This window comes from Arthrobacter glacialis (assembly GCF_002909445.1).
Lineage (GTDB): Bacteria > Actinomycetota > Actinomycetes > Actinomycetales > Micrococcaceae > Specibacter > Specibacter glacialis.
Window position 1 is genome coordinate 15238 of sequence record NZ_PPXC01000011.1, and the last position, 12722, is coordinate 27959.

The 12722-nt window shown below is 60.7% G+C and carries 10 protein-coding genes; 6 read left to right on the forward strand and 4 right to left on the reverse strand.

Going from position 1 to position 12722, the window contains the following annotated elements; genetic code table 11:
* Positions 1-87 precede the first annotated feature (87 nt).
* A complete protein-coding gene (locus tag CVS27_RS13855; RefSeq protein WP_103466350.1) occupies positions 88-888 on the forward strand; it encodes a sulfite exporter TauE/SafE family protein in 801 nt (266 codons plus the stop codon).
* 240 nt (positions 889-1128) lie between these two features.
* On the opposite strand, the gene CVS27_RS13865 is transcribed toward CVS27_RS13855, so the two are convergent.
* Both CVS27_RS13865 and CVS27_RS13870 read right to left on the reverse strand, forming a co-directional pair.
* On the reverse strand, positions 1129-2112 hold the full coding sequence (locus tag CVS27_RS13865) for an aminoglycoside phosphotransferase family protein (RefSeq protein ID WP_103466351.1): 984 nt from the start codon (positions 2110-2112) through the stop codon (positions 1129-1131).
* Between the two features lie 157 nt (positions 2113-2269).
* A complete protein-coding gene (locus tag CVS27_RS13870) occupies positions 2270-4204 on the reverse strand; it encodes a DUF4439 domain-containing protein (RefSeq protein ID WP_103466352.1) in 1935 nt (644 codons plus the stop codon).
* A 169-nt stretch (positions 4205-4373) separates the two neighbouring features.
* On the opposite strand from CVS27_RS13870, the gene rimP reads away from it, so the two are divergent.
* From rimP to rbfA, 5 genes are all read left to right on the forward strand, one after another.
* Positions 4374-5018, forward strand: coding sequence for a ribosome maturation factor RimP (gene rimP / locus CVS27_RS13875; protein WP_103466353.1), 645 nt, complete (start codon positions 4374-4376; stop codon positions 5016-5018).
* Between the two features lie 2 nt (positions 5019-5020).
* Positions 5021-5992: a transcription termination factor NusA gene (gene nusA / locus CVS27_RS13880; protein ID WP_103466354.1), complete on the forward strand. Its 972-nt coding sequence runs from the start codon at positions 5021-5023 to the stop codon at positions 5990-5992.
* A gap of 86 nt (positions 5993-6078) precedes the next feature.
* Positions 6079-6402: a YlxR family protein gene (locus CVS27_RS13885; RefSeq protein ID WP_103466355.1), complete on the forward strand. Its 324-nt coding sequence runs from the start codon at positions 6079-6081 to the stop codon at positions 6400-6402.
* 188 nt (positions 6403-6590) lie between these two features.
* Entirely contained in the window at positions 6591-9521 is a 2931-nt protein-coding gene (infB, locus tag CVS27_RS13890) for a translation initiation factor IF-2 (RefSeq protein WP_103466356.1), read from the forward strand.
* 243 nt (positions 9522-9764) lie between these two features.
* Positions 9765-10202 carry a 30S ribosome-binding factor RbfA gene (gene rbfA / locus CVS27_RS13895; protein WP_103466357.1) on the forward strand — a complete coding sequence of 146 codons (438 nt, stop codon included), beginning with the start codon at positions 9765-9767 and terminating at the stop codon, positions 10200-10202.
* Between the two features lie 301 nt (positions 10203-10503).
* On the opposite strand, the gene CVS27_RS20820 is transcribed toward rbfA, so the two are convergent.
* A complete protein-coding gene (locus tag CVS27_RS20820) occupies positions 10504-11073 on the reverse strand; it encodes a hypothetical protein (protein ID WP_165788156.1) in 570 nt (189 codons plus the stop codon).
* Between the two features lie 92 nt (positions 11074-11165).
* On the reverse strand, positions 11166-12653 hold the full coding sequence (locus CVS27_RS13905) for a WXG100 family type VII secretion target (protein WP_133162937.1): 1488 nt from the start codon (positions 12651-12653) through the stop codon (positions 11166-11168).
* Between the last annotated feature and the right edge of the window lie 69 nt (positions 12654-12722).

Here is a 12722-nt window from a genome sequence, read left to right on the forward strand (position 1 = left end):
GACCCGCAGAAAACGGCGAAAATTCGCTATTTTGGCGCGATTTTCGGCGTTTTCTGCGGGCCAGTTGCCATGAATGAGGGGGGACGAATGATTTCCGGTTTTGAAGACATCACCACTGCGACGATTCTGTTGATCATTGTGGCCGGCTTTGCTGCCGGCTGGATCGACGCCGTGGTGGGCGGCGGCGGACTGCTGCAGCTGCCTGTGGTGCTCATGATCCCGGGGATCACTCCGGTCCAGGCTCTGGCCACGAACAAGATGGGCTCCATCTTTGGCACGGCCACCAGCTCGGTGACGTACTACAGACGCGTCAAACCTGACATGCGCACGGCCCTGCCCATGGCCGGGGTGGCGCTGTTGGGCAGCCTTGGCGGTGCAGTGGTGGCCGCCAGCCTGCCAGGTTCAGTGTTCAAGCCCATTATTGTTGTGGCCTTGGTGGTGGTGCTTCTCTTCACGGCCTTCAAACCCAACATCGGCGAACTGACGGCGCTGCGCCACTCTGGCCACAAGCACTACGTTGTGGCTGTCTGCATTGGTGGTCTGATTGGTTTTTACGACGGCCTCATTGGGCCGGGCACTGGCTCCTTTTTGGTCATAGCCATGGTCAGCCTCATGGGTTACGCCTTCCTGGAAGCGAGTGCCAAGGCCAAAATCGTCAATCTGGCAACCAACGCCGGTGCCCTCATGTTCTTCCTGCCCCACGGTTCGCTGCTGTGGGGAGTGGGCCTGGTCCTCGGCGCGGCCAACATGGCTGGCGGCTATCTCGGCGCCCGGACAGCTGTGAAACAAGGCAGCAAGTTCATCAGGATTGTGTTCCTGGTGGTGGTGGGAGCGCTGATCATCAAACTGGGTCTTGATGTCTGGAACGAAAACATCGTTAATAGATAGCAGCCATGGAGTCCTTGACTGATTCTTCCCGTCAAATACAGTGATTGCATAGTGGAATCACAGGTGAAAGTGAAGCGATGACCGTACGCGCCGACCTGAACAGCTCTCTCGACGGGTACACCACAACCACCGATCAAACCCCCGAGCATCCGTTCGGCCACGGTGGTGAGCGACTTCCTCCAAGCCGGACTCATTGACCAACTCCACGTGGCAATCAACCCCATCCTGAGCACCTGAGCCCTAGTACAGCACCTTGAGTTGCTGTGCTTCCGGCAGGCCAGGGAGTGTTCTGCCGGCCAGGGTGCTGGCCACCCACAGTGACCGCTGGGCGTCGTCGTGCGCCGACTCCTCCACATAGCACAGCGCATTTTCCACTTCCCGCACCACTGACCACTGCACAGCAAGCTCCTCGTCCAACCCCGCCGCGTTGGCCAATTGGGATGCTCGACGGCGGAGCCCGGCTTCGGGGTTGCGTGCAGGTAGGTCTCGGAGACGGTTCCAAAGGCACGGTGCAACAGCAAATTCGGCGTCGCCAAGCTGGGCCTGCGGATCGATGGCCAGGTACTCATTGCCGTCGAGGCGGGCCAAAACATTCAGGTAGTGCAAATCTGTGTGAACCAGGACGTCATTGCTGCTCCGCCGGCCAACAACCCCACGGATCTGGCAGACTTCCAAAGCCGCTTCCAAGAGCCACCGGGGGAACGGCTCACTAAGATCGGCCCATCGTTGGGGCAATTCGTCGCAGTATCTTTCGGCGGTGGCAGCAATCGCAGGGATCTGGGGCCATTGTGGGCGGGCGTCGGGCCGAATGCTGAGGGCTTTGACTAGCCCACCCCACGTGGCAACCGCCTCATCCATGGGCAGCTCCAGCAAGGAACGGTTTACATCCAGCCGCTCCATGAGGATGGCACCCAAGGCTTCATCGCTGGCCAAAACGCGCACAGTTCCGTGACCGTCCCAGAGTTTTAGCGCAACCGGTTCCAATAATGCTTCCTCGTAGGGGAATGCCACCTTCAAGGCGGCGGTTCCTCCGGCGTGTGTGAGCACGGGAATGACCACGCCGGTGTGGCCGTGCCACGGCAGGGCACCCAGGGGCACATCCACACGGAGTTCCCATTGCTCCAGAGCCTGCCGGATGAATCCGGGCAGGTTTCTCAACCACAGCCGTCCCTCGTGACTTCCACGGTGGCGCAATTGCAAGGGTTCGGGAATCACTACGCTCATGGACACACCCCGAGTTTAGTCGCAGTCTCTGTCTCAAGCCCTCCGGCGTCGAACAAGCACGGAACGACCCGACCAGTCCGCCGGAGCCAAGCAAATTTCGGATCGCGAAGGTGGCCGCGGTCCAGCCGGTGATGGCCGGGGCGTTCTTCGCGGGACGCTATGGCGTTGCGGTTGCGGACGGAGGAAGCGTCGCGGCCAGCCCCGGCAGGGCACCCACGGTGCCTCCCCAAAACGCCTGTTTCTGGGCTGAATCCAACAACCAGGCAACGGAAATTTCGCGCAGATTGCTGGGGTTCGACGGCTCCTGGCTCGGTGTCGACGGGGCGGGTTCAGCCGAGGCAGCACCTGCCGTTGGCGTGACGGCGGAGGAGCTCTGGGCAAGACTTAGCGCGGCAAGATCACCGTAGATGGCGCTCAGTTCGCCTTCCAAGCGGGCCAGAGCTTTTGCCGGTGCTGAGGTGAATGATGAATCCAACCCGAAACCCGCAACAGGGGTGGCCAGGGGCAGGCACCTGAGCTCAAGTTCCGCATTGAGTACCTGCAGTTTCCGCTTATGCCCTGCCAGCAACGTCGCCGAGCTGGAAAATTGCGGTTCAGCGAAGCGGGTTGTGGCTACTTGGTAGGCGTAGACAGCCTTTTGTTCCCCCATGGCGCCAGCACGCAGGGCGGCATCGATGGTTGCGCCAGGACGGGGTTCCAGCGTGGATTTACAGGTTGGTCCCACAGCTGCGGGGAAGTCGACGCGAGCCGGCAGGAACTGTGATGGTTGCGGCGTGGTGCCCACAGCCGTGCTGAGGTTTTGGCTCTGCAGTAGTTGGCTGGTTCCCGCGGCCGCAAAAACTCGCCCCATGGCGTAGTCGGCGGTCATCGCGTTGCTCAGCAACGCTTCACCACTGGCGTGCAGGGCCGCAGTGAACTGAGCCAGTGTTGGGGGAGCGGGAGTGGCTGTGGGTGTGGTGGTGCTGGCCGGTAAACCGTCGCCAAGTGCGGCAGCCTGGACGGCCAAATCCACGGCCGTTTGGCTCAGAATGTCCTGAACCGTGACACTGCCCACGGAGCCGCCCAAGTGGCTGGCCTGGGCTAGGAGCAGCGTTGTTTGCTCCCAGGTGCGCTGCCGGTTTGCCTCCGTCTGGGAAGGGCCAACAGCTGCCTCGTCGTGTCCGGTGAGCACGGTTCCCATGCCTACCACCACAAGCGAAATGACCAGCAGAAAAAATAGTCCACGCGCGAACGAGGCAAACTTGCCTCTGCGCTGGCCCCGACGCCTGCCGGGCTGTTCCTGAGGCTGCTGACCGGCGCCGGGCTCTGCGATGATGCGGCCCGATTCGGGCACCGGTGCGGCCGTCAGCGCCTGAGCTGCTGCGGTTGCCGCAGGCGATGCAACGGCGGCCCCGGTCATGGGCCCTTGCTCTGCCAGGCGCCTTTCGCGACGGGAAAGCGGAACCGCAGCCTCCGTTACGGGCTGCTCCGCAAGAGCTGTATCGGCTGCTTCAGTCTCGTCGGCAACTGCTTCGGGCTCAAGGGCATCGACAGCAGGTTTCTGTGTTGCATCGTCCCCGGGCGCATCGGCAGAGACCGTTGCCGTCTCCTCGGACGGGTCAGCCGACGCGCCTGCAAATTTGCTTGCCACGGTATTTGGAGTCACGGCGGCCTGTGCGTCAGCAGCCCCGTCTTCTGATGCCGGTTCCTCCGCTGCGTTGGTTTCGGCGGGCCGAGCGTCAACTACTTCAATCTCTGACGCAGGTTCGTCGCTAGACTCGGGTTCGCGCAAAGCTGGGGGATCGGCGTCAGGGGAGTGGCCGTCCGGTGCCGGCGACTCTGATTCTTGCAGTGTGGGCTCGCTCAACGGCGATTCAGCCAACGCCGATTCTTGGGCGGACTGCACCGGGGCAGGTGCAGGCACCAGCGTTCCATCAGCGCCAACAACCAACAGGGCCGGCACACTGGAAAGTGACGTGGCGGGAGCGCCGGCAGGAGCCGTGGCCCGGCGGGGGCCCTTGCGCGATGGCCTGGCCGCCCCTGCATGGGTGTCAGGAACCGTCACAGCGGGGGCGTCGGCGCAGGAATCGGCCGGAGAATGTGGATTGCTCACAACTGTAAATCATCTCATGGTTGCTTCGACAACCCGGTACTGAAAGGGCCTGTGCCGGCAAAGTTGCGCAGGAGTGCGTTCATACTCACACCCATTCCGTTCAGCGGCATGCCCGGAAACTCGGTAGTCTATATATCTACAACATCATCAATAGGGAGGCGTGCGTCCAATGACCAAGCCAGATAGGCCCAAATCGGCCGCACGCTCAGAGCACTCACACTCAGCGCACCCACATGCAGCCCTAGACACTGTGGCGGAGGCGCAAAGACTCCACGAACTCCTAGCCCCCACAGTGACTGCAGCGGACCTTTACTTGGAAGAAGTAAAAGTTCACCTGGCCGGATCCCACCGCACCGTTTCGGTGGTTGTGGACCTGCCCGAGGATGCCTCCGGCGGCGTTGGAATGGACGCCATTTCAGCCATTTCCCGAGAGCTCTCCGAGGTGATGGATGCTGATCCTTACGACGACGGACGCGCCTACGACCTTGAAATCTCCTCGCCCGGGGCCACCCGACCCTTGACTGAACCGCGGCACTGGCGACGAGCCTTGGGCCGCATGGCCAAAGTTAATGCGGCCGATCGGGAAAACTTTATGGGCCGGATCCTGGCTGTGGATGACGACGGTGTGCTCTTCAAGCCCGAACTGCCGGTAAAAAAGGGTATGAAGGCAAAGCAAGGCGAAGTCGAAAAAGTCTTGTTTACAGCCATTCGACGTGGTGTTGTTGAGCTGGAATTTGCTCGCCTGGAAGAGGCCGAGCTCGATTTGGAATTTGAACCGACTGGCGGCAACGCAGTCGATGGAGAGGGAAACTGACCATGGACATAGATATGAGCGCACTTCGCGAGTTGGAGCGTCAACGAGAAATCCCCTTGGATTTGCTCATCCCCACCATTGAGCAGGCGCTGCTGATGGCCTACCACAAGTCCCCGGGATGCCATGAGATGGCCCGTGCGGAGCTTGACCGTAAGAGCGGCCATGTCACCATCTGGGCTGCCGAGCTCGACGACGACGACCAGCCCGTCGGTGAGTTTGACGACACCCCCAAAGGTTTTGGTCGCATTGCCGCCAGCACGGCACGCCAGATCATCTTGCAGCGACTGCGCGACGTTGAAGATGACAACGTCCTTGGCGAGTTCCGTGGCAAGGAAGGCGAGCTGGTTGCCGGTCAGATTCAGCAAGGCAACAACCCCAACATGATCCAGGTTCACCTGGGCGCTGTTGAAGGCGTTCTGCCCCCCAACGAGCAGGTACCTGGCGAGGACTACCGCCACGGCACCCGCATCCGTGCGTTCGTGGTGGACGTCCACCGCGGGCTCAAGGGCCCCTCCATCACCTTGTCACGTTCACATCCGGGCCTGGTGCGCAAGCTTTTCGAAATGGAAGTTCCGGAAATTGCTGACGGCACCGTGGAAATCGTTGCCCTGGCCCGGGAAGCCGGCCACCGCAGCAAGATTGCCGTGCAGGCCAACAAGCTCGGCGTCAATGCCAAGGGTTCCTGCATCGGTGAGATGGGTTCGCGTGTCCGCGCCGTCATGACCGAACTCAATGATGAGAAGATTGACATTGTTGATTTCAGCGCCGATCCGGCCACTTTCATCGCCAACTCCCTCTCCCCGTCGAAGGTGATTTCAGTCACCATCATTGACGAGGGTCTGCGCTCCGCCCGCGTTGTCGTCCCTGATTATCAGCTGTCTTTGGCCATTGGCAAGGAAGGGCAGAACGCCCGACTGGCAGCCAAGCTCACCGGCTGGCGCATCGACATCGTCTCCGACGCCGCGGCTGTTTAGGCCTGCGGCCAAACGGCGCGGTAGAATAAGACGAACCGGGCCTGCAAATGCCCTGATGCCCAAAAACACTTGAAGGTACAGCACAGTTGGCAAAGAACGCAGTTGCAGAAGAATTTGAAACTGCCGATGCCAACCAGGCTGTACGGACATGTATTGGGTGCAGGAAAAAAGCAGACCGGTTGCAACTAGTACGGGTAGTGCGTTCAACCAACAGTTCCGGGGAACTGGAAGCGTTGGTTGATGTATTGCGCCGTATGCCTGGCAGGGGAGCGTGGCTGCACCCCCACCCGGATTGTTGGAAACTGGCTATCAAACGCCGCGCCATTGGCAGGGCCCTTCCGGGGGTCACCGCCATCAGCGAGGTTGAGAGCTTTGCGCAAAACAGTCTTGAACAAGGCGAAACCACGTAAATTACGAACCTATTTGTCCCTATGTGAAAGCGGGTCAGAAAACCGATGGAAACCCGATGAGTACCCAGCGATGAGTGCCCAACAATGAGCAATTTCACGTGCTCTCACGCCGCCCATTCCGGCATGGAATGGTGCAGTAAGAATTAAGCGGTTCGTACCTGTCCGGTGCGGGCCGAGACAGGAGAAATGTGGCCAAGGCCCGCGTCCACGAGCTTGCAAAAGAGCTCGGTATCACCTCAAAAGAAGCAGTAAGTAAACTGCAGGAGTTGGGCGAATTTGTTCGTTCAGCATCCTCCACCATTGAGGCCCCCGTTGTGAAGAAACTTCGCGACGCATTCCCTCTGGCAGTCAAGGCTGCCGAGTCCAAGCCCGAAGCAGCAGCTCCGGCCGCCCCCGCAGCACCGGCCGCACCAGCGGCCAAGGCTCCGGCAGCGCCCGCAGCAGCCGCACCGGCTGCACCTAGTGCTGTTGTTCCTGGTCCCAAGGCAGCTGCTCCGGGCGCCAAGCCCGGCTTCAAGCCTGCCCCGGCACCCGCAGCCCCGGCCGCACCCGCTCCAGCCGCACCTGTTGCAGAGGCAGCTCCGGCTGCTCCCGCAGCAGCGGCTGCCCCGGCTCCGAAGGCACAGACACCCGGAGCCCCCCGCCCCGGCAACAACCCCTTCGCTACTTCTCAGGGCATGCCGCGTTCAGGCCGCCCGGAGCGTACGGAAAACCGCAATGAGAACCGCAGCGACACCCGTGGCGGCGACAACCGTGCGCCGCGTCCGGCAGGTGCCGGGGCTCCTCGCCCCGGTAACAACCCGTTCGCTCCGTCTCAGGGCATGCCCCGTCCGGGAACTCCGCGCAATGCCGAAGCCGGCACTGGTGGACCTCGTCCTGGTGGACCCCGCCCCGCAGCTGGCGCTGGCGGCCCCCGTCCGGGTGCTCCCCGTCCGGCTGGCGCTCCCGGAGCCGGTGGACCGCGTCCCGCAGGTGGCGCTCCGCGTCCCGGCGGTGCCCGTCCCACTCCCGGCATGATGCCCAACCGCACCGAGCGCCCCGCTGCGCCCGGTCGCGGAACTGACCGTCCCGGTGCTCCGGGCCGCGGTCGTCCGGGCGCTCCCGGTGCTACACCCGGTGGCGCTCCCGCTGGCGGCGCTCCCGCTGGTGGTGGCTTCGGCAAGGGTGGCCGCGGTCGCGGTGGTACCCAGGGTGCTTTCGGTAAGGGCGGCGCAGGCCGTGGCAAGCAGCGCAAGTCGAAGCGTGCCAAGCGTCAAGAACTAGAGCAGATGAGTGCTCCTTCACTGGGCGGCGTGAGCGTACCCCGTGGAGACGGCAGCACAGTTATTCGTTTGCGTCGTGGTGCGTCCATCTCGGACTTTGCCGACAAGATTGAGGCAAACCCGGCAGCATTGGTGACAGTGCTCTTCCACTTGGGTGAAATGGCTACCGCCACTCAGTCCTTGGATGAAGACACCTTCGCACTCTTGGGTGCCGAGCTGGGCTACAAGGTCCAGGTTGTTTCCCCTGAGGATGAAGAGCGTGAGCTGCTGAGCAGCTTCGACATCGACTTCGATGCCGAGCTTGAAGCTGAGGGTGACGAGGACCTTGAGGTTCGTCCCCCCGTTGTCACGGTCATGGGTCACGTTGACCATGGTAAGACGCGCCTGTTGGACGCCATCCGCAAGTCGGATGTTGTTGCTGACGAGCACGGTGGCATCACCCAGCACATCGGTGCGTACCAGATCGTGCACGAGCACGAGGGTACCGAACGCCGCATCACCTTCATCGATACACCCGGTCACGAGGCGTTCACCGCCATGCGTGCCCGTGGTGCCAAGGTCACCGACATCGCCATCTTGGTGGTTGCCGCTGATGATGGCGTCATGCCGCAGACCATTGAGGCGCTCAACCACGCCCAGGCAGCTAACGTGCCGATCGTGGTTGCAGTGAACAAGATTGACAAGGACTCAGCTAACCCGGAGAAGATCCGTGGCCAGCTGACCGAATACGGTCTGGTTCCCGAAGAATACGGTGGCGACACCATGTTCGTGGACGTTTCAGCACGCAACAACATCAACATCGAGGAACTCCTCGAAGCTGTGCTGTTGACCGCTGATGCTGCCTTGGATATGCGCGCCAACCCGAACAAGGATGCCCGCGGTATTGCCATCGAAGCGAACCTGGACAAGGGCCGCGGTTCCGTGGCCACCGTTCTGGTGCAGTCGGGTACCTTGCACGTTGGTGACACCATCGTTGCTGGTACTGCCCACGGCCGTGTTCGTGCCATGTTTGATGAGAACGGTGACGTCATCTCCGAGGCCGGTCCTTCGCGTCCGGTTCAGGTTCTGGGTCTGTCCAACGTTCCCCGTGCAGGTGACACGTTCTTCGTTACCGGCGACGAGCGTACAGCCCGCCAGATCGCTGAAAAGCGTGAGGCAGCTGACCGTAACGCCGCACTGGCCAAGCGCCGCAAGCGCATCAGCCTGGAAGACTTCGACCAGGCAGTTGCTGACGGCAAGGTTGACACACTTAACCTCATCCTCAAGGGTGACGTTTCCGGTGCTGTTGAGGCCCTGGAAGACTCCTTGCTCAAGATCGATGTTGGCGAAGGCGTGCAGCTGCGCGTCATCCACCGCGGTGTTGGTGCGATCACCCAGAACGACGTCAACCTGGCAACAGTGGACAACGCGATCATCATCGGCTTCAACGTCAAGCCGGCCGAGCGTGTTGCCGAACTGGCTGACCGCGAAGGCGTTGACATGCGCTTCTACTCGGTCATCTATGGCGCCATTGATGACATTGAGCTGGCTCTTAAGGGCATGCTCAAGCCTGAGTACGAGGAAGTTCAGCTCGGTACCGCTGAGATCCGCGAAGTATTCCGCTCCTCGAAGCACGGCAACATTGCTGGTTCCATTGTTCGATCCGGAACCATCCGCCGTAACTCCAAGGCACGCGTGCTCCGTGGCGGCAAGATCATCGGTGAAAACCTCACTGTTGACTCGCTCAAGCGCTTCAAGGATGACGCCACTGAAGTCCGTACGGACTTCGAGTGTGGTATCGGTTTGGGTTCGTTCAACGACCTGCAGGCCGAAGACATCATCGAGACGTTCGAGATGCGCGAAAAGCCGCGCGTCTAATACGATCTCAACCGAGTGGGGCCCCCGTCTGCTACGCCGATGGGGGCCCCGCCCGCTTTGCGCCACACACGACTTCGTTGGTGTGTCGCTACAGGCGCCCGATGCCACTCCCGGGCCCCCATCGGCTTCGCAGCCCGGGGGCGGCGTCGGCGTAGACTCGCTTTAGTCTCGCGGAACGAACCTGGACTCGACTGGTGCGCACGATCCGCCGTCGACGGTCCCTTTATTCTTTAGGAGTTTTTCATGGCTGATTCAGCCCGCGCCGCCAAATTGGCTCAGCGCATTAAAGTTGTGGTGGCTGAGGCTCTCCGTCGCCGGGTCAAGGACCCGCGCGTTGAAGGTCTTACAGTCACTGACGCCCGCGTCACCAATGACTTGCAGCACGCCACCGTTTACTACACAGTATTTGGCGACGAGACTGCCCAGTCGGAGGCCAAGATTGGACTGGAACGTGCCAAGGGTGTTCTGCGTGCCGAGGTTGGCAAGAACATCACTGTGCGCCTGACGCCCACCCTGGAGTTCGTTGCCGACGTCATTCCGGAGAACGCCTCGAACCTGGAAGCGCTCCTGCGGGTAGCCAAGGAACGCGACGCCAAGCTGGCAGAAATCTCGGCCAACGCCGAGTTCGCCGGCGATGCAGATCCTTACAAGAAGGACGAAGACGACGCCGAAGAGGCGTAAACTCTTTCTTCAAGAAACGACGCCGGGCCTGTCACCAACTCCATGTTGGTGACAGGCCCGGCGTTCGTATTTTCCCCGCAAGGGGTGGGCATGGCGTTGACTTCACGACGGACACCGAAATGTTCGGGCCGTTGATCCCGTGGACCCGATCTCTTTCGACTCCCTGCTGAGCAGCGAGGAACTCGCCTTGCGTGAGCGGGTCCACCGGCCTCAAAGGACCCGTCTCGTTCCTGAACGAGGCGCGCTACGGCAGTGCGTGGGGTTCGCAGCTATGACGGCCTGGGGGTGTTCCGGTGAGTGGTTAGTAGCGGTCAAAGTTGCCGGTTGCGGCGATGCCTGCCTCAGCCTCCGGCGTGTAATATTTGTCCTCAAGCTGAATGGAGTAAATCCAGGTCAAGCTGCCGGTGGTGTGGTTTGCGATGGCCTCCACTGAAAACGCTGTCCCTGTTTTGTTGCCCAGGCCAGGGTTCCAGCTCGATTTTCCGGAACCATCCTTGAACTCAGGCCCAATGCCTGAGAATTCGTCCAGGGCACGGAACCCCAACTCATTTTTGGCACGGTCAATCTCGGCATTGGCGTCCTGCGCATCCGGGAAGTTGTAAAAGATGTCTATGCGGTCAACATATTCCGTTGGAACTCCGGGCCGGACCCGGATGGTGTCGGTGGTCATGGTGACCACGCCATGGGGTGTTGTGATGCTGACGTCGATCTTCTTCTCCGAATCCGTTGCGATCAGGATTCCATCCGATCCTTCGCTAAAACCAAGGGCAGACATGGCCAGCGGGCGTTCGGAGACGTCAAAGTTGGCCTGCCTACTGCTCTTGATGTCTTTGATCCCCTCGGGGGTGAACTGTGAATTGCCATTGACCACGACGGAGGGCTCCTTGGATGCAGGTGAGGTTGGAAGCAGGGAACAGCCGCCCAAGAGGACCACTGCAAGTATCGCTGCACTTAGACTTCGCTTCATGGTGCCCCCAGAAGATCACGGACTGGTTTGGGTACCATACGGTACTCGTCTACTCGCTCAGGCATAGGCTTCACCATCTCACCATAGGGGTTGTCCCGGCCGTGCAGCCAATCCTCGTAAGCTCCCAGGGTGTCCTGGTCAATCAATGCCCATCGGTCTTCCCGCACGGAGATGTTACCGTGGTGGACATCCACGCCAAGGGGCGGGATCCTGCCAAAGTCAAGGTATGGATCTGCTGCCGGAAACTGCTCATAGTAGGAGTCGGCGCCCACAATGCTCGGTTTGCCCAGAACCGTCATGGCCTCGGTAAAGGCAACACCCGAGGGCCGGTCCCTGATGTTGTCGTAGTCGTCAGCAATGACAAAGTTCTGCTCTCGGTCAGCAATGTTGTAGGAAGCCTTGTGCAGAAGTTGCTTCTGGGTTGTTGTCAGACCGTGATAGTCCTGTGGATTTGAGTACTGCGGCACCGAATCAATATTGCGCCACGCTTGATCCATGGGATCCGTGACAAGCCCGGCAGCCCGCATTCGTTCAATTTCGGCGAGGCCGCCCTGTTGAAAGGCAAAGTGTTGTGAGCCAATATCGGTGAAGATTTGTTTTTGCATCGACAGGAAAGTTGTCTCGTAGTAAGCCAAATCTTCAGCGCCCAAGTTCATCAAGCTTTGCAACGCCGCGTATCGCGCGGGATCCATGTCCGCAAGGAACTCGCTTGCGTCCTGCCCGGCATCGGCCATCTTGTGCAGCACGGCAAGATCTTCAAAGCCGGCAATGAAGGTGGGGCCCACTTGGTTGGCCATGCCGATCCATTCCATGCGGGGATCGTTCTTGTAGAGCTCTGCATAAAACGCGTAGACCTTGTAGATGTCTTCGCGATTGTAGTCAACGCCTTTCGCAGGGTCCCAGTGTGCTGGATCAATCCCGGCTTGGCGCATGGCTGATTCCGCCCAATACTGCTCCAAGAATTTGCCGTAGCCGTTGGGCTTGTCAGTGAGGCGGAGCGATGCAAACTGGCCGGAGTCTGCGAGTTTGTCCAGCACGGTCTTCGCGGCATCAGCATTGGCCTGGGTCGCACGCACCCACTTCTCAAACTCTTCGGAGCTCAGATACTTCTGAATCTCTTCCGCGCTCATCCCGGCCAGCTTGTTTTCCAAGTCTGCTCCCGGAGTGCCACTTGCGGTGGCAGTCATTGAACTGCCGCCGGTGTCTAGGGACGCCGCTGAGCTGGCCTGGTGCTGCTCGTCGGCATTGCGCAGCAGCATTTGCGCCGCCGTCTCCAGCTCGGCACTAACGCTACGAATGCTCTTTAAGTGGGATGCGCTCCAGTCCCGGCGGAAACGATCGCTGTCCTGGCCCTTCCATTGCAATGCCGCCAGTGCGCTGCCCAGAGAGGAAGAAATCGTCGTCAGACGCTTCGAGCACGCTGAGAGGTCTTGGGCAAAACCGCGCAGTTCCGCCACGTCAGCGCCATAAAATGTACCGGACAAAAGTTCCGCCTAACGGGTTGAGGCTGGTGCCCCAAGCACCTCCCCGCGGGACGGAGAGGTGCTTGCAGG

Coding starts and splice junctions, on each gene's coding strand:
- CVS27_RS13855 (WP_103466350.1), top strand. CDS start 88: ATGATTTCCGGTTTTGAAGACATCACCACTGCGACGATTCTGTTGATC.
- CVS27_RS13865 (WP_103466351.1), bottom strand. CDS start 2,112: ATGAGCGTAGTGATTCCCGAACCCTTGCAATTGCGCCACCGTGGAAGT.
- rimP (WP_103466353.1), top strand. CDS start 4,374: ATGACCAAGCCAGATAGGCCCAAATCGGCCGCACGCTCAGAGCACTCA.
- nusA (WP_103466354.1), top strand. CDS start 5,021: ATGGACATAGATATGAGCGCACTTCGCGAGTTGGAGCGTCAACGAGAA.
- rbfA (WP_103466357.1), top strand. CDS start 9,765: ATGGCTGATTCAGCCCGCGCCGCCAAATTGGCTCAGCGCATTAAAGTT.